We start from the raw sequence: 24558 nt of genomic DNA, 5'->3' as shown, positions 1-24558 counted from the left end.
AGTCGTTTTGGCACAAACGACTTAATCCCCTCCGTCCCCTTTTTTTCGATCAGGCCTTCAGCAGCTCGAACTGCACCGCTTCGCCGGCGGCCGACGAGGCACAGACCCACAGGTCGAACTGGCCCGGCTCGGCACGCAGCACGCCGTCGCGGCCGGTGAAGGCCAGTTGCTCGCGGGTCAAGGTGAACACCACTTCGGCTGACTCGCCCGGCTGCAGCGCCACCTTGCGGAAGTCCTTCAGTTCACGCACCGGACGCACGCGGCTGGCCACGCGATCATGGATGTACAGCTGCACCACTTCCTCGCCCGCCACGCGGCCGGTGTTGGTCAGCACGGTGGTGATGGTCAGGGTGTCGTCCCAGCCGAGCTGTGCCGTGCTCAGCTGCGGCACGCCGTAGGCGAAGGTGGTGTAGCCGATGCCATGGCCGAACGGGTACAGCGGTTCATTGGGAATCTCGCGCCAGCGCGCCTTGAACTCCGACATGGTCGGCAGTTCCGGACGGCCGGTGCGCGGGTGGTTGTAGAAGTACGGCTGCTGGCCGGACACCTGCGGGAAGCTGACCGGCAGGCGGCCGGACGGGCTGTAGTCGCCGAACAGTACATCGGCCACGGCATGGCCGGTCTGCGTGCCCAGGTACCAGGTCACCGCCACGGCCTGCGCATTGCGCACTGCGCCCTGCAATGCCAGCGCGCGGCCATTGCGCAGCAGCACCACCAGCGGCTTGCCGGTCATCGCCACGGCCTCGGCCAGCGCCTGCTGTGCCGGCGGCAGGGTGATCTCCACGCGCGACTGTGCTTCGCCGCTGTAGCGCTGCGGTTCGCCCAGCGCCAGCACCACCACGTCGGCACGCAGTGCGGCAGCCACAGCGGCTTCCGTGCCGCCCGGAATCGCGGCTTCCAGTTCGCAGCCCGGCACGATTTCCAGCAGCGCTTCGTCGCCGATGGCGGCACGCACGCCGGTTTCCAGGTCCACGTAACGCTGCTTGTCGCCGAACAGCGTCCAGCAGCCTTCGATGTTCTCGCGGTCCTGCACGAACGGGCCGATCAGCGCGATCTTCTGCCCGGTCTTCTGCAGCGGCAGCACGTTGTCACGGTTGTTCAGCAGCACGATCGAACGCCGCGCGGCATCGCGCGACAGTTCGTCATGCGCGGCAATGTGCGAGGTATCCGCTTCGCGCGCCGGGTCCAGCGAACGGTACGGGTCGTCGAACAGGCCGATGGTCTCCTTCAGCCACAGGATGCGGCGCACGCCTTCATCCAGCACCGCCATCGGCACCTCGCCGCTCTCGACCAGGCCGGGCAGGTGCTCGGCATAGAAGCCGCTCTGCATGCTCAGGTCCAGGCCGGCGGTGAACGCCTTGGCCGTGGCATCGCGGTCATCGGCGGCGTAGCCGTGCGCGACCAGCTCCATGTCGGCGGTGTAGTCGGAGATCACCACGCCCGGGAACTTCCATTCGCCGCGCAGGATGTCGGTCAGCAGTTCGGCATTGGCACTGGCCGGCACGCCATTGATGTCATTGAACGAGGACATCACGGTGATCGCGCCGGCCTCGAAGGCGGCCTTGAACGGCGGCAGGTGCACGTCGCGCAGGGTCTGCGGCGAGATGTCCACCATGTTGTATTCCATGCCGGCCATCACCGCGCCGTAGGCGGCGAAGTGCTTGGGCGTGGCCAGCAGCGAATCGGCCGCACGCAGGTCGCTGCCCTGGAAGCCACGCACGCGGGCGGCGGCGAACGCACAGCCCAGCACCACATCCTCGCCGGCACCTTCGGCGCCACGGCCCCAGCGCTGGTCGCGGGCGATGTCCACGGCCGGCGCATAGGTCCAGTGCAGGCCCGCGGCGGTGGCTTCGATCGCAGTGGCGCGCGCGGTGCGCTCGGCCAGGTCCGGCTCGAAGCTGGCGGCCTCGCCCAGCGGAATCGGGAACACGGTGCGCATGCCGTGGATGACGTCGGCCGCCAGGATCACCGGGATACCCAGGCGGCTCTCCTCGGTGGCGACCTGCTGGATGCGGCGGCCCAGTTCGGCGCCCACACCATTGAACAGCGAGCCGACCTTGCCCTCGCGCACCTGCTGCAGCACCTGGTCGGCATTGCGCACGTTGGCTTCCGGGTTCACGTCCGGGGCGAACGGGCGGACCATGTCCGCGAAGACACCCAGCTGGCCGACCTTTTCCTCGACGGTCATCTGGGCAATGAGGGATTCGATGCGATCGGAGGCCACCGGCAGTCCTTGATGAAAACGTTTACAAGCCCGGCATTCTAGCGATCCCGAGCCGTTTGGCGAGAGGTTTCTTCATTCAGTTTCAGCCACCAGCGGGGTCCGTATGGCCCCGCCGGGGGCACCGCAGCTTACTCCGAGCCGGCCAACTGGCGCTGCCCGGCCATCAACATGGCGTCACTGGAGGCCTGGAATACCCGCAGGCCGAAGGCCGGCAGGATCGCCAGCAGGTGGTCGAAGATGTCCGACTGCACCGCCTCATACTCGGCCCAGGCAGTACTGCGGGTGAAGCAGTAGAGCTCCAGCGGCAGGCCCTCGGTGGTCGGCTGCAGCTGCCGTACCAGCAGGGTCATGTCGGTATGGATGCCCGGGTGGCTGCGCAGGTAGCGCTCCACATAGGCCCGGAACGTACCCAGGTTGGTCACGCGGCGGCTGTTGACCTCGGCCACGCCCTGCTCGCGCAGGCGCCCGTTCCACTGCCCCAGTTCCTGTTCCTTGTCGCGCAGGTAGTCGCGCAGCAGCGCGAATTCGCCGAGGAAGGCCAGGTCGCCCTCGTCCAGGAAGCCGACGCTGTGCTGGTCCAGGTACAGCGCGCGCTTGATCCGGCGGCCACCGGCCTCCTGCATGCCGCGCCAGTTCTTGAACGACTCGGTCACCAGCTTCTTGGTCGGGATGGTGGTGATGGTCTTGTCGAAGTTCTGCACGGTGATGGTGTGCAGTGCGATGTCGATGACGTCGCCGTCGGCGTTCTGGCTGGGCATCTCGATCCAGTCGCCGATGCGCACGCGGCCATCGCCACTGATCTGCACGCTGGCCACCAGCGACAGGATGGTGTCCTGGAAGATCAGCATCAGCACCGCCGTGGCCGCGCCCAGGCCGGTGACCAGATAGCGCAGGTCGACGCCCGCCAGGGTAGCGACGATCGACAGGCCGGCGATCACGAAGAGGACGATCTTGGCGACCTGCAGGTAGCCCTTGATCGGCTTGTTGCGTGCCTCGGGGCGGCGCTCGTACAGATCGTTGGCCGCATCCAGCGCATGCGAGATGGCCAGCACCACGGTCAGGATCGCCCACGCCTGGCAAGCGCCGATGATGAAGCTGACCAGGCCCGGCGGCAGGTCCGGCACGATGCGGATGCCCGAGGCGATCACCTGGCTGGGCACCACGTTCGACAGGCGCGAGATCACCCGCATCAGGTGGCTGCCGCGGCCGGTATCAGCGCCCGGCAGGCGGCTCAGCAGCCGCCGCAGCCCGCGCAGCAGGATGCGCTTGGTCACCCAGTTGGCCAGGCCAGCGGCGATCAGCAGCGCCGAGATCATCAACGCCAGGTAGGCGCCGGGATAGGGTTCCAGTGTGTTCTGCAGCCGTTCCAGCCACTGTACCGCCACCACCGCGTCCACCATCCGTTGTCTCCTGTCTGTTTCGTTGTTACCAAAGTTGTCGGCCAGCGGCCGGCACGACCGGGTCAGTCCCGCGTGCGTTCGATGATCACGCCCACCGCGCGCGCGCCGCGCACTGCGCCCGGCTTGCTCAACTTCAGGCGCAGCCACTTCACGTCGAATTCGTCCAGCACGATCTGCGCGCAGCGCTCGGCCAGGGTCTCGACCAGGCCGAACTCCGACTCGCGCACGAACTGTTCCAGGCGCTTGCTCACCGCCTTGTAGTTCAGGGTGTGGGCGATGTCATCGGTGGCTGCAGGGCGACGGTTGTCGAAACCCATTTCCAGGTCGAACACCAGGTCCTGGCGGATCCGTCGTTCCCAATCGTAGATACCGATCAGGGCGTCGATCGTCAGCCCTTCGATGAAAACCTTGTCCATTGCGCTTACCGGCACGAATACAGGCGGCCATGGTAACGGCACGGCGGTGAGCCTGCCCGGAACGGGCGGTGGGCCACCGGCGTGGGGCGGCCCGGAAAAGACAAAGGGCCCTGCTAGCGGGGCCCTTTGGTACTACCGTTTGTCCCCGGGGGGAGCTGAAATCCAGCCGCGAGTCCCGGTGGCGCAGGCACGCAGATTAGGCAAGGACCAGATCGCCGGTCAAGGCCAAATCCGACAGGACAGGTCAGGTATTCGTCCGAGGCAAAACGCAGAAAATCAGCCGCGCGGACAAGGACGTTCCCTGATGGTCGCCGCCGCCCACTCTCGCGAACATCGATTCCTCCTTCACCACCGCACATGACGATGGCTCCATACGATGTACTGCGGCGCGCGTTGTCAGCGGAGCGTCTGTCTACTTACGAGAGAATCGCATCGACCTGCAGCCCCGACGTCACAGCCGAATCCCTGTACCTGTGGAACATGCGGATGTGCAGTGCACTGATGATGCCGGTCCATCTGTGCGAAGTGGTCACCCGCAACGCCGCTGCAGCTGTGCTCGCCAGGCAGCATGGCCCGCGTTGGCCCTGGAATGGTGCCTTCCGACGGAGGCTGCCAACCTCATCCAGTACTTCTCCGCGCACGGTACTGGAACAACTTGCCAGCCGCGTAACCGATACACCTGGGATCGTCGCCAACCTGCCGATGGTGTTCTGGCAGCAGCTCTTTACCTGTCGCTTCGACTCCACGCTTTGGATACCCGCACTCAGCAGGGTTCTGCAGCATGCTCCCTCTGCTCATCCCAGTGCCGTCAGGAAAGCCATCCATGCGGATATCGGACGCATCCGCCACCTGCGCAACCGCATCGCCCACCACGAGCCGGTCCTGGAACGTGACCTCGGCGCCGACCTGGCCGCGATCGGGCGGCTGATCCATGCCCGCTGCCCACACACGCTGGGCTGGCTGCAGCGCCATGAGCGGGCGACAACCGTGCTGGCGGCGTCGCCGTTGGCAGTGCATCGGTAATGCGTCCGCCGGGCATGGCCCGGCGCCACCGCTCAGACCGCCGGCAGGGTCGCCATGTCCCAGCGCGGGGTCACATCCACCTTCGGCGGGCTGTGCTGGCCGGCCTGCAGGCGCAGCGCGCCGGCGAAGGCGATCATCGCGCCGTTGTCGGTGCACAGTGCCGGCCGCGGGAAGCAGGCACGGCCGCCGAGGCGCTCGGCCATCTGCTGCAGGCGGGCGCGCAGGCGCGTGTTGGCGCCGACGCCGCCGGCCACCACGATCACGTTGGTCCCGGCCGCTTCCAGTGCGCGCTCGCACTTGATCGACAGGGTCTCGACCACCGCGTCCTCAAAGCCGCGGGCGATGTCGGCGCGGGTCTGCTCGCTCTGGTCACTGTCGCGCCAGGCCATCAGGACCTGGGTCTTCAGGCCGGAGAAGCTGAAATCCAGCCCAGGGCGGTCGGTCATCGGCCGCGCGAAGCGGTACGCGCCCGGCGTGCCCTGCTCGGCCAGCCTGGCCAGCTGCGGGCCGCCCGGGTACGGCAGGCCCATCAGCTTGGCGGTCTTGTCGAAGGCCTCGCCGGCCGCGTCGTCCAGGGTCTCGCCCAGCAGGCGGTACTGGCCGATCGCATCCACCGCCACCAGCTGGGTGTGGCCACCGGACACCAGCAGCGCCACGAACGGCGCTTCCGGCGGGTCGTCTTCCATCAGCGGGGCCAGCAGATGGCCTTCCATATGGTGTACGCCCACGGCCGGCACCTCCAGCGCCCAGGCCAGCGAACGCGCCACGCCAGCGCCCACCAGCAGCGCGCCGACCAGGCCGGGACCGGCGGTGTAGGCCACGCCATCGATATCGCCCACGCCCAGGCCGGCGTCGGCCAGGGTCTGGCGTACCAGTGGCAGCAGCTTGCGGACATGGTCGCGGCTGGCCAGCTCGGGCACCACACCACCGTATTCGGCGTGCAGGGCGATCTGGCTGTAGACCGCATGGGCGCGCAGGGCCGCGCTGCCGGCCAGGTCGGTGTCATACACCGCCACGCCGGTCTCATCACAGGAGGATTCGATGCCAAGGACTCGCATGCCTGCTATTATGACGCCCCTGCCGCCCCCTCGGGGGACGTGCAGATCTCACTGCTTTCGAACCCCCGGCCCGTATTCAGGGTTGGCCGCTTGCAGTTTGTCGTTTCGCCGCTATAATGTGCGGCTCGCCGGGCGTGACCCGGTTCTACTGTGTCCCGGAGATTCCATGCCCAGCGTCAAAGTCCGCGAGAACGAGCCCTTCGAGTTTGCTCTTCGCCGCTTCAAGCGCACTTGCGAAAAGGCCGGTGTGCTGGCCGAAACCCGCAAGCGCGAGTTCTACGAAAAGCCGACCCAGGAGCGCAAGCGCAAGGCCGCCGCTGCTGTGAAGCGTCAGCTGCGCCGCTCGTCGCGCGACGTCACCAAGCGTCAGCGCCTGTACTGATCGGACGCATCTTCATTGCGGCGGGCCTGCCTGTCGCGATGGAGCCGAAGCCGGCACGCGCGAGCGTCGCCGGCTTTTTGCGTTTCCGGGTTCGGGCATCCGCCCCGCCCCACCTACCACCACGAGGTTCCTCATGAGCATGAAGCAGCAGCTCACCGAAGACATGAAGGCCGCCATGAAGGCGGGCGAGAAGCACAAGCTGGGCGTGATCCGCCTGATCAACGCTGCCATCAAGCAGCGCGAAGTCGACGAGCGCATCGAGCTGGACGACACCGCCGTGATCGCCGTGCTCGACAAGATGGTCAAGCAGCGCAAGGACTCGGTCAGCCAGTACGAAGCCGCCAACCGCGAAGACCTGGCCGAGATCGAGCGCGCCGAGATCGTGGTCATCGAAGCCTACCTGCCGGCCAAGATGGGCGAGGCCGAGATCGTGGCCGCCATCCAGGCCGCCATCGCCGAGACCGGTGCCGCCGGCCCGGCCGACATGGGCAAGCTGATGGGCGCGCTGAAGCCCAAGCTCGCTGGCCAGGCCGACATGGGCCTGGTCTCCAAGCTGGTCAAGCAGCTGCTGGCGTAATCCAGCACCTGGGGTCGGATCCCTTCCGCAGCGCGGAAGGGCTCTGACCCCATTGATGCACCCGCTTCACCGCGCCTTCGTCGGTCGCCTGCTACAACCGCACACATGGTTGAACCCGAGCCCAACGTTCCCGTGTCCCTGCACAAGTACCTCAAGCGCCTGCAGGACAGCTTTCCGATGGCGGTGGCCAAGCGCTTCATCGACGTCGACGTGCTGACCCAGGCAGCTTCCGTCTCCTTCTACGCCCTGCTGTCGATGGCACCGTTGCTGGTGCTGCTGCTGTGGCTGACCGCCTCGCTGTACCCACCGGCCCAGCAGGCGCTGATCGACCAGATCAGCTCGGTGGCCGGCAGCAGCGCGGCTACTGTGGCCGAAACCGTTCTGAAGAACGCCGACAACCAGCCGGATGTCGGCTCGCTGGCGGGTGTGTGGAGCACGCTGCTGCTGTTCGTCGGCGCCACCGCCGTGTTCGCCCAGCTGCAGAACGCACTGAACCTGATCTTCCGCACCAGCGGCGAGCGCCTGGAAGGCCTCAAGGCCTGGCTGCGCAAGCGCGTGTTCTCGTTCGGCGTGGTGCTGGCCCTGGGCTTCCTGCTGATCCTGTCGATGACGGCCACCACGGTGCTGCAGGTGGCCTTCGCCCAGCTGCCCTCGATCCTGCCCGCGCTGGGGTACGTCACGAGCCTGCTGCTTTACGCAGTCGGCTTCGCCTTCATGTACCACTACCTGCCCGACCGCCGCGTGGCCTGGCGGCAGGCCTTCATCGGCGGCGTCATCACCTCGGCACTGTTCGCACTGGGCCGCTACGGCATCGGCGTCTACATCGCCACCGTGGCCCCCGGCAGTGCCTACGGCTCGATGGGTGCGCTGGTGATCTCGCTGGTCTGGATCTACTACGCCACCGTCGTGTTCTTCGTTGGCGCACTGATGACGGCGGTGATCGATGAGCGCCTGCGCGCGCGTCATCACCTGGCCGCAGCCGGCATTGATCCGGCAACCGCCAGCCAGGTGCCCGACAGGGGGTAAACTAGGCCGACCGCCCCCGGTTCCGTCGCGTGGTCCTGCACCGCGCCCTGTCCTGTTGCCCATGGCCCGTATCCCCGACGCTTTCATCGACGACCTGCTCGCCCGCACCGACATCGTCGAGGTGGTGGGCAGCCGCGTGCCGTTGAAGCGCCAGGGCAAGGAGTACGCCGCGCGCTGCCCGTTCCATGACGAGCGATCGGCGTCGTTCACGGTCTCGCCCACCAAGCAGTTCTATCACTGCTTCGGCTGTGGCGCGCACGGCACCGCGATCAGCTTCCTGATGAACTACGACCGCCTCGAGTTCCTCGACGCGGTGGATGAACTGGCCAAGCGCGCCGGCATGGAAGTGCCGCGCAACGAGAATCCGCGCAGCCCGCAGCAGCAGGACGACAGCCGCGAGCTGTACTCGGCGCTGGACGCGGCGACCAAGTTCTTCCAGAAGAACCTGGAGGGCAGCGAGAAGGCCCGCAGCTACCTGGATGGCCGTGGCGTGGACGAAGAGAACCGCGCGCGCTTCCAGATCGGCTACGCGCCGGATGGTTACAGCGGCCTGCGCGACGCGCTGGGCAAGGACGAGCGGCGCATGAAGCTGCTCGACCGCGCCGGCCTGTTCTCCAAGAACGACCGCGGCCACGTCTACGACAAGTTCCGCGACCGGGTGATGTTCCCGATCTTCGACCGCCGTGGCCGGGTGATCGCCTTCGGCGGCCGCGTGTTCGAGAAGGACGACGGCCCCAAGTACCTCAACTCGCCCGAGACCGCGCTGTTCCACAAGGGCCGCGAACTGTACGGCCTGTGGCAGGTGCGCCAGGCCAACCAGAAGATCGAGCGGCTGATCGTGGTCGAGGGCTACATGGACGTGGTCTCGCTGTTCCAGTTCGGCGTCACCCAGGCGGTGGCAACGCTGGGTACCGCGACCACGCCGGACCATGCCGAGCTGCTGTTCCGCAACGCACCGGACGTGTTCTTCTGCTTCGACGGCGACGCCGCCGGCCGCCGCGCCGGCTGGAAGGCGCTGGAGTCGGTGCTGCCGCGCATGAAGGATGGCCGCCAGGCCTTCTTCCTGTTCCTGCCCGATGGCGAAGACCCGGACACCATCGTGCGCAAGGAAGGCGCCGAAGCGTTCAACGAGCGCCTGAAGCAGGCTACGCCGCTGTCGCAGTTCTTCTTCGATGAACTGACCCGCGAGATCAACCTGGGCACGCTCGATGGCAAGGCACGCCTGGCCGAACGCGCCAAGCCGATGCTGGCGCAGATTCCCGACGGCGCCTTTGGCGACCTGATGAAGCAGCAGCTGGCGCAGCTGACCGGCCTGGGCGGTACTGCCCAGGCCACGCGCGCGCCGATGCCGCAACGCCAGCCGCAGCGGACGATCCAGCCCGTGGCCAAGCGCAGCCTGGTGCGCGGCGCGATCGCCGTACTGCTGCAGCAGCCGTCGCTGGCGCTGACGCTGGGCGGCAAGCACCACTTCCAGGGCCTGCGCCTGCCCGGCGTGGAACTGCTGCTGGAGCTGCTGGGGCTGGTCGAACAGCGCCCGGACATCAGTACCGGCGCCCTGCTGGAACACTTCGACGGGCGCGAGGAACAGGCCTCGCTGCATACCTTGGCCGCACAGACGCTGCCCGGCACCGAGGCCAGCTGGACCCAGGAACTGCACGACGCAGTGGCACAGCTGGAGAAACAGCTGCTGGTGCAACGTCTGGAGGAGTTGTTGGCAAAGCAGCGCCAGCAGGGCCTGGACGATACTGACAAGTACGAACTGCGCGAGCTGCTGAAGGCGCGCGCCGGACTGCGCCTGTAGCGGCAGAACGTTTTCACGGAGAAGACCATGCTGCTGCGCCTGACCTGCCTGCTGTTGTTGTCGCTCTGCCTGTCACTGACGGCCCTGGCCGAAGACGCGCCCCTCAACGAAGTCCGCCCCGGCCTGTATGCCGGCGGCCAGCCCAGCGCCGCACAGCTGCAGGCCTTGGCTGCACAGGGCGTGCGCACTGTGATCGACCTGCGCCAGCCCGGCGAGGACCGGGGCTTCGATGAAACCCGCGTCGCCGAATCATTGGGCCTGCGCTACGTGCGCATTCCGGTGGCCGGCGCCGATGGCCTGGATACGGCCAACGTGCGCGCCGTGCACCTGGCCCTGCAGCAGAGCCAGGGGCCGGTGCTGCTGCACTGTGCGTCCGGCAACCGCGCCGGCGCCGTGCTCGGCCTGGTCAATGCACGGTACGAACATGCCAGCCCCGAACAGGCCCTTCAGCTGGGCCAGCGTGCTGGCCTGAAGTCGCTGGAAGCCGCCACCCGCCAACGCCTGGCCACGCCGGTCACCTCGCCCTGAACCCTCCGCACCAAGGACCCTGCCCACCATGACCCGCTGGTGGTCGCGCCTGCGACCGGACAACTTCACCCTCGCCCTGCTGTGCACCGTCGGCCTGGCCTCGCTGCTGCCGATGAAGGGCGCCGCCGCCATCGTCCTCGACGATGTCACCACCGTCGCCATCGCCGCGCTGTTCTTCCTGCATGGCGCGCGCCTGCCGCGCGAGTCGATCATCGGCGGCATGCTGCACTGGCGGCTGCACCTGACCATCCTGGCCTGCACCTTCATCCTGTTCCCGCTGCTGGGGCTGATGTTCAAGCCGCTGTCGGGCTGGCTGCTGACCCCGGAGCTGTACCTGGGCGTGCTGTTCCTGTGCACCCTGCCCTCTACCGTGCAGTCGTCCATCGCGTTCACTTCGATGGCGCATGGCAACGTGCCCGCAGCGGTGTGCAGCGCTTCGCTGTCGAGCATCCTCGGCGTGTTCCTGACCCCGCTGCTGCTGACCGCGCTGGCCGGCACCTCGGGCGGCATCCATGATCCGCTGCATGCGATCGGCGGCATCATGCTGCAGCTGCTGGTGCCGTTCGTGGCCGGCCACCTGCTGCGGCCGTGGATTGCCGGCTGGGTGGAACGCCAGCGCGCGCTGCTGCGCTACACCGACCAGGCCACCATCCTGCTGGTGGTGTACTCGGCGTTCGGCGAAGCGGTGACCGAAGGCCTGTGGAGCAAGACCCCGCTGCTGTCGCTGCTGGCTGTGGCCATCGTGGCCGCTGTGCTGCTGGGCATCGCCATGCCGCTGATCACCTTCATCGCCCGTCGCCTGCGCTTCAACCGCGAGGACGAGATCGCCATCGTGTTCTGCGGCTCGAAGAAGAGCCTGGCCACCGGCGTGCCGATCGCCAAGGTGCTGTTCGCCGGCGGCAGCCTGGGCGCCATCGTGCTGCCGGTGATGATCTACCACCAGATCCAGCTGATCGTCTGCGGCGTGATCGCGCAGCGGTATGCGCGGCGCAAGCCCTGACAGGGCGCGCGGGTTGTTCCGGGTAGACCATCCACGCATGGCGTGGATCTACTCCATACCACGGATGGCGTGAACCACAGTAGATCCACGCCATGCGTGGATGGGTTGCCTGACGCTACGGATCCACGAGCGTGCCGACGCTCAGCTCCGGCATCCACACCCACAGGTCGTACGCCCGTTCCGCATGGGTATCGCCCCGCAGCCGCGGGGCCACCTGCTCTGGAAGTGGCCGCGCCATGCAACGGTCCGCGCACGCCCACGCCTGGCCACGCAGCGCACCCAACCGCACGCTGTAGATATCCAGGTCCCGCAGCTGGGAGGCCATCGGCCGCCTCTGCATTTCCGGCGGCATACCTTCCGGCCGCCGCAGCATGGCGTGGACATTGCCAGTCAGCACCAGCATGCGTGCATTGTCTGGCAACCCTCGATAGAGCCGTCGCAATTCGGCTGCCATGAAGTCATCGCGCGCCTGGTTGCCGCCACTGCTGGCATTGACGTCATAGCCAACCACTTCGATCACGCGCCCCTGCGCCTTCAGCACACGCAGGCCTTCGATCATCGCCAGCATGTCGCGGCTGCGGCGACCATCATGCTGGTCATCGCGCACGGTCCAGAACGCGCGGCCGCGCAGGTGCCGGCGCGCCGCGGCCCCACCATCGGATTCCAGATAGCCGCGCAGCACAGGGTTCTCGGCGCGTGGCAGTTCCAGCGCCAGCAGGACCGGCGCGCCATTGCGGCTGTAGTCGTCCACCAGCTGCCGCACGAGCAGTGGCGTCTCGCGTGTGCCGTGGAATTCGCCCAGCACCAGCATGCGGTGGCCAGCGGCGTATTGGCGGATCTGCGCGGTAGTGTCGTCGGCATGCGCGGTCACGGCCATGCCCAGCGCCAGCATCAGCGCGGTGGTCCAACGGAAGAACGAATGCATCCCTGCTGCTTCCTTTCCCTGGGGTCAGGAACAGCAATGGCGACGCCGAGACGGCGGTTCAAGGTGATCCACGTCATGCGAGGATGTCCGCGCGATCAGGTGGGGTCAGAGCCCCTTCGGGGATCCGACCCCGAGGTCACAGCCAGGGCAGGATCCAGTGGTCCACCAGCAGGAAGGCAAACAGCGCCATCAGGTAGACGATGGAGTAATAGAACATCTTCATCGAGAACAGCTCGTCCGGCGGGTCCAGCATGCGCCAGGCGTACCAGAGGAACACGGCGTTGAGCACGATCGCGCCGCCCAGGTAGAACGCACCGCTCATGCCCACCAGGTACGGCAGCAGGCACACCAGCGCCAGCACCACCGAATACACCATGATCTGCTTGCGGGTATGCGCCACGCCGTGGGTCACCGGCAGCATCGGGATCTCCGCCTTGGCGTAATCCTCGCGGCGGAAGATCGCCAGCGCCCAGAAGTGCGGCGGGGTCCAGATGAAGATGATCAGCACCAGCAGCGACGAGTACGCCCAGTCCGACGAACCCTGCATGCCGGTCACTGCGGCCCAGCCCAGCATCGGCGGCATCGCGCCGGCCAGGCCACCGATGACGATGTTCTGCGAGGTCGCACGCTTGAGGTACACGGTGTAGATCACCGCGTAGCCGATCAGCGAGGCGAAGGTCAGCACTGCGGTGATCAGGTTCACCCACAGCACCAGGAGGGTCATCGACAGCACGATCAGCACGCCGGCGAACACCAGCACCTGCCACGGCTTGACCTTGCCCACCACCAGCGGGCGCCACGAGGTGCGCGCCATCTGCGCATCGATGTGCGCGTCCAGCAGCTGGTTGATGGCGGCCGCGGCCGAGGCCGCCAGCCAGATGCCGAGGAAGCCGAGCAGGCCGGCGCGCACCTGCTCCCAGCTCGGCACGCCGGGGATGGCCAGGACCATGCCGACCAGGGCGGTGAAGACGATCAGGGCGACGACCTTGGGCTTGGTCAGGTCCCAGTACTGGCGGTAATTGGAAAACATGGAATCAGTCCGGGGCACGCAGGCGGGCCAGCAGGCTGACCAGTACGAACAACAGGGCAACGGCCACGCCGTTGTGGGCCACGGCCACTTCCAGCGGCAGCGCCAGCTTCACGTTGAGGATGCCGAGCGTGACCTGCAGCACCAGCAGCGCGATCAGCGCGCTGGCCCAGCCACGCATGCTCGGCAACCGGAACAGGCGCACGCCAAGCCACAGCAGGTAGACGGCCACCACCACCGCGAACAGGCGATGCGCCATCTGGATGGCGATGCGCGAAGCGCCATCCAGCACACCGCCTTCGTAATCCACGCCGATGCCGCGCCACAGGGTGAAGCCTTCGACGAAGTTGTGCTGCGGCCACCACTGGTTGGCGCAGCGCGGGAAGTTGTCCAGCGAGGCGCTGCCACCGCCGCAGGCGAGTGCGGCGTAGTTGGCGCTGACCCAACCACCCAGCGCGATCTGGGTAACCAGCACCGCCACGCCGATGCGCATCAGCCACTTCAGCTTCGGCGCTTCAGCCAGGGTGATCGGCATGTGCGTCGCGCGCCAGGCCATCCACACCAGCAGGCCGAACATCAGCATGCCGCCCAGCAGATGGCCCATCACCACGATGGGTTTGAGCAGCAGGGTCACCGTCCACATGCCCAGCAGGGCCTGGAAGATCACCACCGCCAAGGTCAGCAGCGCCGCACGTGCGAGATCGATGTTGCTCCAGCGCAGCGCGGCGATCAGCAGGATCGCCTCGCCGGTCAAGGCCAGGGCACTGGCGGTGCCGTGCCAGCCCATCATGTACAGCGGTATGCCGGCGGCCACCAGCACGCAGGCGGTCACCACCGCCGTGCTTCCGAATCGCCGCTTGCGCGTGGCCAGCAGCGCCAGGGTCAGGATCTCGATGCCCAGCGCGCCGGCCAGGAAGCGATGCACCTGTTCTCGCCAGGCCTTGTGGGTCTCCAGCGGGCGGATCTCCGCCGCCGGGTGGCCGATGGTCTCTTCCACGTGCTGCGGCCAGGTGGCCTGGCCATAGCAGGTCGGCCAGTCCGGGCAGCTCAGGCCGGCATCGGACAGGCGCACGAAGGCGCCGAACATGATCGTGCTCGCGGTCATGATCATGGCGAACCACGCCAGGCGGTGGAAATTGCGGTGCAGCGCCGGACGCGCGGAAAGGCTCATCAAACGGGACTCACTTCAGTTTCAGCAACGTGGCCATGTCCTTGCGCAGGCCACCGAGGTCGGAACCCGGGGCATGGCGCATGATCACGAAGCCGTTCGGATCGATCACGTAGACCGGCAGTCCCGCCGGATCATCGACGCCCGGCAACGCCGCGCGCAGGGCTGGCGACGGAGCCAGCGGCCGCAGCGCGGGCAGCGAGGCGATCGACGCCGGTGGCGTACCCAGCCACAGGATCTCGACATTATCGGCGTTATGGCCGAACAGCTGCCACACCTTGCCCAGTCCCTGCGACAAAGTGACGCACTGCGCGTCGCAGGCACCGGCCGGGGCCACCAGCAGGCGCCAGGTACGGGCCTCGGGGTTCCAGGGGTAGGACTGGCCGCTGGCCAGGGTCGGCGCCTGCTGGCGCAGGTCCACCGGCGGCTTCAGCAGCTGGCCGGCATTGCGGTGCCCGGTCGGCTGCCAGCCGGAGAAGCGCAGCACGGCGGCCAGTGCCATCGCCCCGAAGAACACGGCAAACAGCAGCACCAGGGTCCGGCGGCCGGAACCGCGCGCCTGCGGGGACGTAGCAGTGTTCATGCGGGGCATTTTCTCATGGTTGGGTAGGGGATGCCGGTAGTGCCGGCCGCTGGCCGGCATCCAGGATTGCGGGGGTTGCCGGCCAGCGGCCGGCACTACCGGGTAATCACGCGCCTCCGCCGCCGCTCCAGCACCACGGCCACCACCAGCACGGTCAGGGCCAGCCCGAACCACTGCACGGCGTAGCCCAGGTGGCGCTGAGGCGGCAGCGTGTTCGGCAGCAGGTCCAGATCGCGCTCGTCGCCAAAGGGCAGCGCCGGGTCCAGCCTCAGCACGCGGTCGGGTAGCGCCTGCAGCCCCAGCGCGCGCGCCAGCCCGTCGTCCGGCAACCGGCTGGCCAGCCAGCGCCCGGCCTCACCGGTAGCAGAGAACGCCGGGCCCAGTAGCAGTCCCGCCGATGGTGGCGGCGCGAGCAGCCCGCGCACGGCCACCGGCGAAGGCGGCGACGGCACCTCCGGAAGCGTGCGATCCGGCGGCAGCGCACGCCAACCGAGGTCGACCAGCAGCACGCTGCCGTCGTCACTGCGGAAGGGGCGATAGATCTTCACGCCAGCGCGGCCATGCCGGATCTGGTTGTCCAGCAGTACCACGCCGGGCAGGAAGCGACCGTGGTCGGCCACGCCGTGCAACGCGCCGGGCGCCGCCAGGGCCTCCGACAGCGGCAACGCCTGTGCCACGGCTGGACCCTGTGCATCCAACATTGCCTGTTTGGCATGCATGCGCTGCAGCTGCCACAGCCCCAATGCGGTGAATCCGGCCATCGCCAGCACGGCCAGCAACCATCCGAACACGCGCGTGTGCTGGCGCATCATGACAAGTCCGCGCAAACGCGGTCAGATAGGCACATCCACCCTGCCCTCGAGCCGCGCATGAGTGATTCGCTGAAGACCCTGCTGGTAATCGCGTTTCTGATCGTCATCGTCTGGAATCTGGGCGCCGGCCTGTACTACCTGCTGGTCGACCGCGGCCAGACCAAGCGCACGGTCAATGCACTGACGCGCCGCATCGCGGTGTCGGTAGCGTTGATCCTGCTGGTGATCGTGAGCATCTACATGGGCTGGATCAAACCACACGGCATCGGCGGCTGAGACCACCGATGCGCGCCTGATCAAAGCACGTAGACGAACAGGAACAGCATCAGCCACACCACGTCGACGAAGTGCCAGTACCACGCGGCGGCTTCGAAACCGAAATGGTTGTCGCGGGTGAAGTGTCCCTTGGCCGAACGCAGCCACATCACGATCAGCATGATCGTGCCCAGCAGCACGTGCGCGCCGTGGAAGCCGGTCAACATGAAGAACGTCGACCCGTAGATGCCGGAGCCGAGCGTCAGGTTCAGTTCCTTGTAGGCATGGATGTACTCCTCTGCCTGCAGGGTCAGGAAGCCCAGGCCGAGCACCACGGTCAGGCCCAGCCAGATCAGCAGCTGGCGGCGGTTGCCGGACTTCAGTGCGTGGTGGGCGATGGTCAGGGTCACGCCGGAGGTCAACAGGATCAGCGTATTGATCAGTGGCAGGCCCCAGGCCGGGATGGTCTGGAACGCGCCACCGATCGCCGCCGGGCCATTGGTCGGCCATCCGGCGGAATAGCCCTGCCAGAGCAGCTCGTTGGTCATGACCCCACGGCCTTCGCCACTGAGCCACGACAGGCCCAGGTTGCGGGTGTAGAACAGCGCGCCGAAGAACGCGCCGAAGAACATCACCTCGGAGAAGATGAACCAGATCATCCCCATCCGGAATGATCCGTCGACCTGGTGGTTGTAGTTGCCGGCCTGCGATTCGCGCACCACGTCGCTGAACCACCAGAACAGGGTCAGCACCAGCATCGCGATGCCGATGTAGAACGTCCAGCGTCCCCAGCTGGCATCGTTGAGCCAGCTGGCCACGCCCACCATGGTCACCATCATGGCGATGGAACCCACGAACGGCCATTTGCTCTGGGCCGGGACGAAGTACACGTTGGCGTCGGTCGGTGTCTGGGCCATGTCGGTATCCGGGTCAGGGTGCGGCGTGCGCGCCGTCCGAGGTGGCGGCCGGGGCCAGCCGATCGGACAGCGCGTCGTTGCGGTAGAAGGTGTAGGACAAGGTGATCGTCCTGATCTCCGGCGGCAGGTCCGGATCGACGATGAAGCGCACCGGCATGTCGCGCTTCTCGCCGGCCTGCAGCGTCTGCGCGGTGAAACAGAAGCACTCGGTCTTGCTGAAGAAGCCCGACGCACGCGCCGGTGCCACCGAAGGCACCGCGCTGCCGACCACGGCAGCTGCGCTGTCGTTGCGGGCGAAGTACAGCGCCTCGTTGAGCTCGCCGGGCACCACGTCCATGGTCAGCTGCTCAGGATGGAACGACCACGGCAGTCGCGAATTGACGCCGCCATCGAACTCCACCCGCACGGTGCGCTTGCCGGCCGCGGCACCTGCGCTGGCTTCGCCACCGGGACCGCGTTCCAGGCGCACGCCGAACACCTTCTCGCAGGCGATGCGGTACAGCGGCACCAGCGAGAACGTCAGCAGGAACACCGCCACCGCCACGCCGATCAGGCGCGGCAGCCCGGCACTGCGTGACGGTGTGCTGGCCGGTGCCTCGCTCATCGGCCGATCACCCCGCTGAGGATGAAGCCGACGTAGACCAGCACAGCGATGGCGCCGACCCACACCGCCGTGCGCTTCGCACGCTGGCGCTGCTGCTCGATGCTTCCGCCCTGGTAGAGCCGACCGCTGGTCGGCTGCTTCTCATCCGCCGAGCATGGCTCGGCTCTACAGGTCTGCAGCGGGCTCTCGTTATGCATGCCCCACCTCAATGCGTGATGTCGTCATGCGCCAGATCCCCCGGACGGATGGTCGGCGGGGTGGTGAAGGTGTGCGCCGGTGCCGGCGACGGCAGCGTCCATTCCAGGCCGCGTGCACCCTCCCAGGAACGCGCTTCGGCCTTCTCGCCGTTGCGCAGCGAGGACAGCAGGATCGCGGCCATCATGAACGGGGTGACGAACATGCCGAACGCACCGATCGAGCTGATCAGGTTCCAGTCGGCAAACGCCACGCTGTAATCGGGAATGCGGCGCGGCATGCCGGCCAGGCCGAGGAAGTGCTGCGGGAAGAACAGCAGGTTGACGAACACGATCGACCACCAGAAGTGCACCTTGGCCCACTTCTCGCTGTACATGCGCCCGGTCCACTTCGGCCACCAGTAGTACACCGCGGCGATCAGCGCGAACACCGCACCGGTCACCAGCACGTAGTGGAAGTGCGCGACCACGAAGTAGGTGTCGTGGTACTGGAAGTCGGCCGCCACGATGGCCAGCATCAGGCCGGAGAAGCCACCGATGGTGAACAGGATGACGAACGCCACCGACCACAGCATCGGTGCCTCGAACGTCAGCGAGCCACGCCACATGGTGCTGACCCAGTTGAACACCTTCACGCCGGTCGGGATCGAGATCAGCATGGTGGCGAACATGAAATAGATCTCGCCGCCCAGCGGCATGCCCACGGTGAACATGTGGTGGGCCCAGACGATGAACGACAGGAACGCGATCGCCGCGGTGGCGTATACCATCGCCTGGTAGCCGAACAGCGGCTTGCGGCTGAAGGTCGGGATGATCTCGCTGACCACGCCGAAGGCGGGCAGGATCATGATGTAGACCTCGGGGTGCCCGAAGAACCAGAAGATGTGCTGGTACATCACCGGGTCACCGCCACCGGCTGCGTTGAAGAAGCTGGTGCCGAAGAACTTGTCGGTCAGCAGCATGGTCACCGCACCGGCCAGCACCGGCATCACCGCGATCAGCAGGAACGCGGTGATCAGCCAGGCCCAGCAGAAGATCGGCATTTTCAGCAGGTCGATGCCCGGCGCACGCATGTTCAGCACGGTGGCGATGATGTTGATCGCACCCATGATCGAACTGATGCCGGCCACGTGGATAGCGAACACGCTGAAGGCCACGTTGTAGCCGCCCTGCAGCGACAGCGGCGGATACAGCGTCCAGCCACCAGCCGGCGCACCACCGGGCAGGAACAGGGTCAGCAGCAGCAGGCTGAAGGCCACCGGCAGCAACCAGAACGACCAGTTGTTCATGCGCGGCAGCGCCATGTCCGGCGCGCCGATCTGCAGCGGGATCATCCAGTTGGCGAGGCCGACGAAGGCCGGCATCACGCCACCGAAGATCATCACCAGCGCATGCACGGTGGTCATCTGGTTGAAGAACTCGGGCTTGACGAACTGCAGGCCGGGCTGTGCCAGCTCGGCGCGGATCACCACGCTCATCGCCGCACCGATGATGAACATGATGAAGCTGAAACCCAGGTACAGCGTGCCGATGTCCTTGTGGTTGGTCGAGAAGAACCAACGCTCGAAGAAACTCTGCTGGTGATGGTGATCGTCGTGCCCAACTGCCGAGTGCGCCATTGCAAAACACCTCTCAGAATCGGTTGTCACCACGGCCGCGGGCGGCCGCGGGCTTTACATCACGCGCCGCTGGCTGCAGTGGCAGGTGCGCTGGCCGCTTCTGCAGCAGCAGGCGCAGCCGGCGCCTCGCCCGCCGGTGCAGCCGGTTCGGCAGGTGCCGCAGGCGTGGCCGGCGCGGCAGCCGGCGCCGGCTTGCGCTGCGCCAGCCACTGTTTGAATTCCTCCTTGGACACCGCCTCGACCACGATCGGCATGAAGCCGTGGTCCTTTCCGCACAGCTCGGCGCACTGGCCGCGGTACACGCCAGGCTGCTCGATGCTGGTCCAGGCTTCGTTGATGAAGCCGGGAATGGCATCCTGCTTCCAGCCCAGCGCCGGCACCCACCAGGCGTGGATCACGTCGTCGGAGGTGATGACGAAGCGCACCTTGGTGTCGACCGGCAGCACCAGCCGGTTGTCGACATCCAGCAGGTAGTGCGGATGGCTTTCACGGGTCGGCACGATGCCACTTTGCCGCACGCGGTCGGACTCGCGGTCCAGTCGGCTGGTGAAGGTGACGTTCTCGCCGAGGTATTCGTACTTCCACATCCACTGGTAGCCGGTGACCTTGACCGTCATCTCGGCATCGCGGGTGTCGTACATCTTGATCAGGTTGGCCGTGGCCGGCCACGCCATCACGATCAGGATGATCACCGGGATCACCGTCCAGATGATCTCGGCCTTGGTGTTGTGGCTGAAGGTGGCGGCGACTGCCCCCTTGGATTTGCGGAACTTGAAGATGGCGTAGGCCATCGCGCCGAACACGATGACGCCGATCACCGTGCAGATGATCAACGAGAGATTGTTCGATTCCCAGGCCAGGCGCGAGGTCTGGGTCACCCCCTTGCCCATGTTCAGCTGCCACGGCTTGGGATCGGCCGCCTGGGCCCAGGCCAACGCCGGCATCAGTCCCCCGGCCACCATGGCGGTGACCACTGCAACGCACTTCGTGCCCCACCTGCTGCTTTGCTTCATTGCCTAGACCCTTAGCGTCGTCGGTTGCCGCCATCGCTGGCGGCGAGCAAGCTTTCAAGTGTCTCTGCGAGCGTCTGACGTTCGGCCGGCGCGAGGAAACTCCCCACCTCCACCTGCCGGCCGCTGGATGCCAGCCGGACCCTCTCATCGCCGGTGAGCAGGCGCACCCAGTGGGGGTGGGCCCGGAACACCGGCGATCCACCGGGTACGGGGATGACCTCCACGTACGCCGGCACTACCCGGATCTCCTCCTGCCGTTCACCGCTGCGCCACAAGGCACGCAGTGCCGCCGCCAGCACCAGGCTGTACAGCAGCGCGAACAGGGGGGCGAATGCATTGCCGGCCAACCACCCGAGGGCGGACACCAGCCACATCGCACCCGACAACACGGTGAACAACAGGACGAACTGCCGGGCATCGAGCGCCCGTGGGGGACGCAGCCGCAGCTGCGTACCTGACCCATCCGGAGCTGGAAGCACCTCGATCATGTCGCAACCGCGTTCCTGCCGCGGGAAACGTCTCGATGGTAGCCCCGCCCTCTCGCCGGTAGCAAGGGTGCATTCACACTTTTTCCCATGCTGCAACACAGCATGGGGTCGGCGGCGCGAATGCCGAATTCAGCACAAATATTGCCGGGCTTGCTGAACACGCTGAATACACCACCGTTAGGGGCTATCAGCCCTTCACGAAGGTGGCTGTGGGGCACTTCCGCAACCCGCAAAAATGATTAAAATCGCCAAGTTTTCCATTGGCCGGACCGGCATGAACGCACCTTCCTCCTCCCCTGCCGCCAGCGACGCCCAGCGTCCCGGCGTGCTGCTGTCGCCGGAACTGCCGGCGCCCCCCAACCCGTTCCGCCAGGCCATCACCGATGCCTGGTTGAAGGACGAGGCCAGCCACGTCCGCGAGCTGCTGGCGCAGGCCCGGCTGCCGGCCGACGAGCAGGCCAGGGTGCAGGCGCTGGCCGCCGACCTGGTCGGCCGCGTGCGCGTGCGTGCCAAGGACCAGGGCGCGATCGAAGCCTTCATGCGCCAGTACGACCTGGGCAGCGAAGAAGGCGTGCTGCTGATGTGCGTGGCCGAAGCGCTGCTGCGCATTCCGGACCAGGACACCGCCGACAAGCTGATCCGCGACAAGCTGGCCGATGCCGACTGGGAAAAGCACCTGGGCGGCAGCGACTCGGTGCTGGTCAACGCCTCCACCTGGGGCCTGATGCTGACCGGCAAGCTGGTACAGATGAATGACGCCACCCGCGCCGATGCGCCCAGCGCGTTCAAGCGCCTGGTCGGCCGCGTCGGTGAGCCGGTGGTGCGCCTGGCCGTGCGCCAGGCGATGAAGATCATGGGCCACCAGTTCGTCATGGGCCGCACCATCAGCGAGGCGCTGTCGCGCTCGCACAAGGGCGACAACGCGAACTACCGCTACTCCTTCGACATGCTGGGCGAAGGCGCGCTGACCATGAAGGACGCGCTGCGCTACCTGGAAGACTACCGTCGCGCGATCCACGCCATCGGCGGTGATCACAAGGCCCGCGGCGGCCGCCCGGATGGCGACGTCAACAACGCACCGGGCATCTCGATCAAGCTGTCGGCGCTGTACCCGCGCTACGAGCACGCCAAGCGCGAGCGCGTGCTGAAGGACCTGGTGCCGGGCGTGCTGGAGCTGGCGCAGCTGGCCAAGAGCTACGGCATCGGCTGCACCGTCGACGCCGAAGAGTCCGACCGCCTGGAACTGTCGCTGGACATCATCGAGCAGGTGTTCTCCGACGCCTCGCTGGCCGGCTGGGACGGCTTCGGCGTGGTCGTGCAGGCCTACCAGAAGCGCACGCCGTACACGATCGACCACCTGGCCGACATGGCGCGCCGCGCCGGTCGCCGCCTGCAGGTGCGCCTGGTCAAGGGCGCCTATTGGGATGCCGAGATCAAGCGCGCGCAGATCGAAGGCTATCCGGGCTACCCGGTGTTCACCCGCAAGCAGAACACCGACGTGTCCTACCTGGCATGCGCCAAGCGCCTGTTCACCCATGCCGACGCGATCTACCCGATGTTCGCCACGCACAACGCGCACACCATCGCTGCGGTGCGCAGCATCGCCAACGGTGGCGTGTACGAGCACCAGAAGCTGCACGGCATGGGCGATGACCTGTACGCCGAAGTGGTGCCGGCCGATCGCCTGGGCCTGCCCTGCCGCGTGTACGCCCCGGTCGGTTCGCATGAAGACCTGCTGCCGTACCTGGTGCGCCGCCTGCTGGAAAACGGCGCCAACTCCAGCTTCGTCAACCGCATCACCGATGAGCGCGTGCCGATCGCCGACCTGATCCGCGATCCGGTCGAGATGGTCGCCTCGTTCGCTTCGATTCCGCATCCCAAGATCCCGCTGCCGGTAGACCTGCTGCGCAGCCAGAACCACGACAGGAAGAACTCCATGGGCGCCAACCTCGCCAACGACAACGAACTGCGCGCCCTCGCCGAGCAGCTCAACGCGGCCGTGAAGCCGTGGCAGGCCGCCCCGCTGGTGCCGGGTGCGAACCCGGCCGGCGCCTCGCTGCCGGTGACCAATCCGGCCGACACCCGCGAAGTGGTCGGCCAGTGGCTGGCCGCCGATGCCGCCACCGTGCAGAAGGCGCTGGCGAATGCCGTAGCCGCGCAGCCGGCCTGGAACCGCACCCCGGCCGCCAGCCGCGCCGCCATCCTCGAGCACGCCGCCGACCAGCTGGAAGCGCGCATGCCGGAGTTCATGGCGCTGTGCGTGAAGGAAGCCGGCAAGAGCCTGCCCGACAGCATCGCCGAAGTGCGCGAAGCCGTGGACTTCCTGCGCTACTACGCCAAGCAGGCGCGCGAGCAGTTCAGCCACGCCGAGAAGCTGCCCAGCCCGACCGGTGAGTCCAACGAGCTGCAGCTGCACGGCCGCGGCGTGTTCGTCTGCATCAGCCCGTGGAACTTCCCGCTGGCGATCTTCCTGGGCCAGGTCGCCGCTGCACTGGCCGCCGGCAACAGCGTCATCGCCAAGCCGGCCGAACAGACCAACCTGATCGGCTACTACGCGGTGAAGCTGCTGCACGAAGCTGGCGTGCCGGCCGAGGTGGTGCAGTACCTGCCGGGCGACGGCGCCACCGTCGGTGCCGCACTGACCGCCGACCCGCGCGTGGCCGGCGTGGCCTTCACCGGCTCCACCGACACCGCACGTGCGATCAACCGCGCCATGGCCGCGCGTGACGCCGCCATCGGTGTGCTGATCGCCGAGACCGGCGGCCAGAATGCCTTCATCGCCGACTCCTCGGCGCTGCCGGAACAGCTGGTCAAGGACGCGATCGGTTCGGCCTTCACCTCCGCCGGCCAGCGTTGCTCGGCCGCGCGCGTGCTGTTCGTGCAGGACGACATCGCCGACAAGGTGATGACCATGCTGGCCGGCGCGATGAAGGAACTGAAGGTCGGCAACCCGGGCCTGCTGTCCACCGACGTCGGCCCGGTGATCGACGCCGACGCGCTGAAGATCCTGCAGGACCACGCCGAGCGCATGGACCGCGAAGCGCGCCTCATCGCGGCCGCCGAGCTGTCCGCCGAAGCGGCCAATGGCACCTTCTTCGCACCGCGCGCGTATGAACTGAAGGACCTGGGCCAGCTGCACAAGGAAATCTTCGGGCCGGTCCTGCACGTGATCCGCTGGAAGGGCGACCAGCTCGACGCGGTGATCGACCAGATCAATGCCACCGGCTACGGCCTGACCCTGGGCGTGCATTCGCGCATCGACGAGACCGTTGATCGCATCAGCAACGGCGTCCACGTCGGCAACGTCTACGTCAACCGCAACCAGATCGGCGCGGTGGTCGGCGTGCAGCCGTTCGGCGGCCAGGGCTTGTCCGGCACCGGCCCGAAGGCCGGCGGCCCGCACTACCTGCTGCGCTTCGCTACCGAAAAGACGGTGACGGTGAACACCACCGCCGCCGGCGGCAACGCCTCGCTGCTGACCCTGGGCGACTGATCGCCTGCTTGATGCAGTAAACAAA

At 67.1% G+C, this 24558-nt stretch carries 24 protein-coding genes; 9 read left to right on the top strand and 15 right to left on the bottom strand.

Annotated elements, in window-relative coordinates; all coding sequences use genetic code 11:
- Positions 1 to 49: 49 nt before the first annotated feature.
- The 3 genes from AC5P8F_RS08070 to folB all read right to left on the bottom strand — a co-directional run bounded on the left by AC5P8F_RS08070 (position 50) and on the right by folB (position 4040).
- A complete protein-coding gene (locus tag AC5P8F_RS08070) occupies positions 50 to 2224 on the bottom strand; it encodes a glycoside hydrolase family 3 N-terminal domain-containing protein (protein ID WP_014645707.1) in 2175 nt (724 codons plus the stop codon).
- Between the two features lie 128 nt (positions 2225 to 2352).
- On the bottom strand, positions 2353 to 3624 hold the full coding sequence (locus AC5P8F_RS08065) for a mechanosensitive ion channel family protein (RefSeq protein WP_046428231.1): 1272 nt from the start codon (positions 3622 to 3624) through the stop codon (positions 2353 to 2355).
- A 62-nt stretch (positions 3625 to 3686) separates the two neighbouring features.
- Positions 3687 to 4040: a dihydroneopterin aldolase gene (gene folB, locus AC5P8F_RS08060; protein ID WP_005407807.1), complete on the bottom strand. Its 354-nt coding sequence runs from the start codon at positions 4038 to 4040 to the stop codon at positions 3687 to 3689.
- A gap of 357 nt (positions 4041 to 4397) precedes the next feature.
- On the opposite strand from folB, the gene AC5P8F_RS08055 reads away from it, so the two are divergent.
- Positions 4398 to 5063 carry a hypothetical protein gene (locus tag AC5P8F_RS08055; RefSeq protein ID WP_495227861.1) on the top strand — a complete coding sequence of 222 codons (666 nt, stop codon included), beginning with the start codon at positions 4398 to 4400 and terminating at the stop codon, positions 5061 to 5063.
- A gap of 32 nt (positions 5064 to 5095) precedes the next feature.
- On the opposite strand, the gene tsaD is transcribed toward AC5P8F_RS08055, so the two are convergent.
- Positions 5096 to 6121 (bottom strand): tRNA (adenosine(37)-N6)-threonylcarbamoyltransferase complex transferase subunit TsaD, encoded by a 1026-nt coding sequence (gene tsaD / locus AC5P8F_RS08050; protein ID WP_032957776.1) that lies wholly within the window; start codon positions 6119 to 6121, stop codon positions 5096 to 5098.
- 166 nt (positions 6122 to 6287) lie between these two features.
- Between tsaD and rpsU the strand changes: the two genes are divergently transcribed.
- The 6 genes from rpsU (at position 6288) to AC5P8F_RS08020 (ending at position 11435) form a co-directional block, all read left to right on the top strand.
- On the top strand, positions 6288 to 6503 hold the full coding sequence (rpsU, locus tag AC5P8F_RS08045) for a 30S ribosomal protein S21 (protein WP_002808376.1): 216 nt from the start codon (positions 6288 to 6290) through the stop codon (positions 6501 to 6503).
- A gap of 133 nt (positions 6504 to 6636) precedes the next feature.
- Positions 6637 to 7080 carry a GatB/YqeY domain-containing protein gene (locus tag AC5P8F_RS08040; RefSeq protein WP_014645703.1) on the top strand — a complete coding sequence of 148 codons (444 nt, stop codon included), beginning with the start codon at positions 6637 to 6639 and terminating at the stop codon, positions 7078 to 7080.
- 105 nt (positions 7081 to 7185) lie between these two features.
- Positions 7186 to 8106, top strand: a complete 921-nt coding sequence (locus tag AC5P8F_RS08035; protein ID WP_032957774.1) for a YihY/virulence factor BrkB family protein — start codon at positions 7186 to 7188, stop codon at positions 8104 to 8106.
- Between the two features lie 61 nt (positions 8107 to 8167).
- Positions 8168 to 9907: a DNA primase gene (gene dnaG, locus AC5P8F_RS08030; RefSeq protein WP_032957772.1), complete on the top strand. Its 1740-nt coding sequence runs from the start codon at positions 8168 to 8170 to the stop codon at positions 9905 to 9907.
- Positions 9908 to 9934: 27 nt separating this feature from the next.
- Positions 9935 to 10435, top strand: a complete 501-nt coding sequence (locus AC5P8F_RS08025) for a protein tyrosine phosphatase family protein (RefSeq protein WP_032957770.1) — start codon at positions 9935 to 9937, stop codon at positions 10433 to 10435.
- Between the two features lie 28 nt (positions 10436 to 10463).
- Positions 10464 to 11435 carry a bile acid:sodium symporter family protein gene (locus AC5P8F_RS08020; RefSeq protein ID WP_032957769.1) on the top strand — a complete coding sequence of 324 codons (972 nt, stop codon included), beginning with the start codon at positions 10464 to 10466 and terminating at the stop codon, positions 11433 to 11435.
- Between the two features lie 115 nt (positions 11436 to 11550).
- On the opposite strand, the gene AC5P8F_RS08015 is transcribed toward AC5P8F_RS08020, so the two are convergent.
- The 5 genes from AC5P8F_RS08015 to AC5P8F_RS07995 all read right to left on the bottom strand — a co-directional run bounded on the left by AC5P8F_RS08015 (position 11551) and on the right by AC5P8F_RS07995 (position 15950).
- Positions 11551 to 12360, bottom strand: coding sequence for a calcium-binding protein (locus tag AC5P8F_RS08015; RefSeq protein ID WP_495227860.1), 810 nt, complete (start codon positions 12358 to 12360; stop codon positions 11551 to 11553).
- Between the two features lie 136 nt (positions 12361 to 12496).
- Positions 12497 to 13390 (bottom strand): heme o synthase, encoded by an 894-nt coding sequence (gene cyoE, locus AC5P8F_RS08010; protein ID WP_046428214.1) that lies wholly within the window; start codon positions 13388 to 13390, stop codon positions 12497 to 12499.
- A 4-nt stretch (positions 13391 to 13394) separates the two neighbouring features.
- Positions 13395 to 14558, bottom strand: coding sequence for a COX15/CtaA family protein (locus tag AC5P8F_RS08005; RefSeq protein ID WP_041863006.1), 1164 nt, complete (start codon positions 14556 to 14558; stop codon positions 13395 to 13397).
- 10 nt (positions 14559 to 14568) lie between these two features.
- Complete coding sequence (locus AC5P8F_RS08000; protein ID WP_046428212.1) at positions 14569 to 15138, bottom strand: redox-active disulfide-containing membrane protein; 570 nt, start codon at positions 15136 to 15138, stop codon at positions 14569 to 14571.
- A gap of 95 nt (positions 15139 to 15233) precedes the next feature.
- Positions 15234 to 15950, bottom strand: coding sequence for an SURF1 family protein (locus tag AC5P8F_RS07995; RefSeq protein WP_014645694.1), 717 nt, complete (start codon positions 15948 to 15950; stop codon positions 15234 to 15236).
- Positions 15951 to 16007: 57 nt separating this feature from the next.
- On the opposite strand from AC5P8F_RS07995, the gene AC5P8F_RS07990 reads away from it, so the two are divergent.
- Positions 16008 to 16226: a twin transmembrane helix small protein gene (locus tag AC5P8F_RS07990; protein WP_005412025.1), complete on the top strand. Its 219-nt coding sequence runs from the start codon at positions 16008 to 16010 to the stop codon at positions 16224 to 16226.
- A 20-nt stretch (positions 16227 to 16246) separates the two neighbouring features.
- Here AC5P8F_RS07990 and AC5P8F_RS07985 read toward each other — a convergent pair whose 3' ends face one another.
- From AC5P8F_RS07985 to AC5P8F_RS07960, 6 genes are read right to left on the bottom strand one after another with little or no spacing between them, the layout of a single operon-like run.
- On the bottom strand, positions 16247 to 17122 hold the full coding sequence (locus AC5P8F_RS07985; RefSeq protein WP_014645693.1) for a cytochrome c oxidase subunit 3: 876 nt from the start codon (positions 17120 to 17122) through the stop codon (positions 16247 to 16249).
- Positions 17123 to 17135: 13 nt separating this feature from the next.
- Positions 17136 to 17726 (bottom strand): cytochrome c oxidase assembly protein, encoded by a 591-nt coding sequence (locus AC5P8F_RS07980; RefSeq protein ID WP_014645692.1) that lies wholly within the window; start codon positions 17724 to 17726, stop codon positions 17136 to 17138.
- Positions 17723 to 17923: a hypothetical protein gene (locus tag AC5P8F_RS07975; RefSeq protein WP_032957755.1), complete on the bottom strand. Its 201-nt coding sequence runs from the start codon at positions 17921 to 17923 to the stop codon at positions 17723 to 17725. The genes AC5P8F_RS07980 and AC5P8F_RS07975 overlap by 4 nt, the downstream gene beginning before the upstream one ends.
- Before the next feature lie 8 nt (positions 17924 to 17931).
- Positions 17932 to 19539, bottom strand: coding sequence for a cytochrome c oxidase subunit I (ctaD, locus tag AC5P8F_RS07970; protein ID WP_004153896.1), 1608 nt, complete (start codon positions 19537 to 19539; stop codon positions 17932 to 17934).
- 59 nt (positions 19540 to 19598) lie between these two features.
- Entirely contained in the window at positions 19599 to 20552 is a 954-nt protein-coding gene (gene coxB / locus AC5P8F_RS07965; protein ID WP_046428202.1) for a cytochrome c oxidase subunit II, read from the bottom strand.
- An 11-nt stretch (positions 20553 to 20563) separates the two neighbouring features.
- Positions 20564 to 21040 carry a DUF2244 domain-containing protein gene (locus AC5P8F_RS07960; protein WP_014645689.1) on the bottom strand — a complete coding sequence of 159 codons (477 nt, stop codon included), beginning with the start codon at positions 21038 to 21040 and terminating at the stop codon, positions 20564 to 20566.
- Between the two features lie 274 nt (positions 21041 to 21314).
- Between AC5P8F_RS07960 and putA the strand changes: the two genes are divergently transcribed.
- Positions 21315 to 24533 carry a bifunctional proline dehydrogenase/L-glutamate gamma-semialdehyde dehydrogenase PutA gene (gene putA, locus AC5P8F_RS07955; protein ID WP_014645688.1) on the top strand — a complete coding sequence of 1073 codons (3219 nt, stop codon included), beginning with the start codon at positions 21315 to 21317 and terminating at the stop codon, positions 24531 to 24533.
- Positions 24534 to 24558: the final 25 nt, after the last annotated feature.

The organism is Stenotrophomonas sp. YJH_SMC_69 (assembly GCF_059370495.1).
This window is presented reverse-complemented; position numbering and strand designations above follow the sequence as displayed.

What these genes read in the sequence shown, in the direction of transcription:
- AC5P8F_RS08065 (WP_046428231.1), bottom strand. Translation starts at nt 3,624, where the DNA reads ATGGTGGACGCGGTGGTGGCGGTACAGTGGCTGGAACGGCTGCAGAAC.
- folB (WP_005407807.1), bottom strand. Translation starts at nt 4,040, where the DNA reads ATGGACAAGGTTTTCATCGAAGGGCTGACGATCGACGCCCTGATCGGT.
- AC5P8F_RS08055 (WP_495227861.1), top strand. Translation starts at nt 4,398, where the DNA reads ATGACGATGGCTCCATACGATGTACTGCGGCGCGCGTTGTCAGCGGAG.
- tsaD (WP_032957776.1), bottom strand. Translation starts at nt 6,121, where the DNA reads ATGCGAGTCCTTGGCATCGAATCCTCCTGTGATGAGACCGGCGTGGCG.
- rpsU (WP_002808376.1), top strand. Translation starts at nt 6,288, where the DNA reads ATGCCCAGCGTCAAAGTCCGCGAGAACGAGCCCTTCGAGTTTGCTCTT.
- AC5P8F_RS08040 (WP_014645703.1), top strand. Translation starts at nt 6,637, where the DNA reads ATGAGCATGAAGCAGCAGCTCACCGAAGACATGAAGGCCGCCATGAAG.
- AC5P8F_RS08035 (WP_032957774.1), top strand. Translation starts at nt 7,186, where the DNA reads ATGGTTGAACCCGAGCCCAACGTTCCCGTGTCCCTGCACAAGTACCTC.
- dnaG (WP_032957772.1), top strand. Translation starts at nt 8,168, where the DNA reads ATGGCCCGTATCCCCGACGCTTTCATCGACGACCTGCTCGCCCGCACC.
- AC5P8F_RS08025 (WP_032957770.1), top strand. Translation starts at nt 9,935, where the DNA reads ATGCTGCTGCGCCTGACCTGCCTGCTGTTGTTGTCGCTCTGCCTGTCA.
- AC5P8F_RS08020 (WP_032957769.1), top strand. Translation starts at nt 10,464, where the DNA reads ATGACCCGCTGGTGGTCGCGCCTGCGACCGGACAACTTCACCCTCGCC.
- AC5P8F_RS08015 (WP_495227860.1), bottom strand. Translation starts at nt 12,360, where the DNA reads ATGCATTCGTTCTTCCGTTGGACCACCGCGCTGATGCTGGCGCTGGGC.
- cyoE (WP_046428214.1), bottom strand. Translation starts at nt 13,390, where the DNA reads ATGTTTTCCAATTACCGCCAGTACTGGGACCTGACCAAGCCCAAGGTC.
- AC5P8F_RS08005 (WP_041863006.1), bottom strand. Translation starts at nt 14,558, where the DNA reads ATGAGCCTTTCCGCGCGTCCGGCGCTGCACCGCAATTTCCACCGCCTG.
- AC5P8F_RS08000 (WP_046428212.1), bottom strand. Translation starts at nt 15,138, where the DNA reads ATGAACACTGCTACGTCCCCGCAGGCGCGCGGTTCCGGCCGCCGGACC.
- AC5P8F_RS07995 (WP_014645694.1), bottom strand. Translation starts at nt 15,950, where the DNA reads ATGATGCGCCAGCACACGCGCGTGTTCGGATGGTTGCTGGCCGTGCTG.
- AC5P8F_RS07990 (WP_005412025.1), top strand. Translation starts at nt 16,008, where the DNA reads ATGAGTGATTCGCTGAAGACCCTGCTGGTAATCGCGTTTCTGATCGTC.
- AC5P8F_RS07985 (WP_014645693.1), bottom strand. Translation starts at nt 17,122, where the DNA reads ATGGCCCAGACACCGACCGACGCCAACGTGTACTTCGTCCCGGCCCAG.
- AC5P8F_RS07980 (WP_014645692.1), bottom strand. Translation starts at nt 17,726, where the DNA reads ATGAGCGAGGCACCGGCCAGCACACCGTCACGCAGTGCCGGGCTGCCG.
- AC5P8F_RS07975 (WP_032957755.1), bottom strand. Translation starts at nt 17,923, where the DNA reads ATGCATAACGAGAGCCCGCTGCAGACCTGTAGAGCCGAGCCATGCTCG.
- ctaD (WP_004153896.1), bottom strand. Translation starts at nt 19,539, where the DNA reads ATGGCGCACTCGGCAGTTGGGCACGACGATCACCATCACCAGCAGAGT.
- coxB (WP_046428202.1), bottom strand. Translation starts at nt 20,552, where the DNA reads ATGAAGCAAAGCAGCAGGTGGGGCACGAAGTGCGTTGCAGTGGTCACC.
- AC5P8F_RS07960 (WP_014645689.1), bottom strand. Translation starts at nt 21,040, where the DNA reads ATGATCGAGGTGCTTCCAGCTCCGGATGGGTCAGGTACGCAGCTGCGG.
- putA (WP_014645688.1), top strand. Translation starts at nt 21,315, where the DNA reads ATGAACGCACCTTCCTCCTCCCCTGCCGCCAGCGACGCCCAGCGTCCC.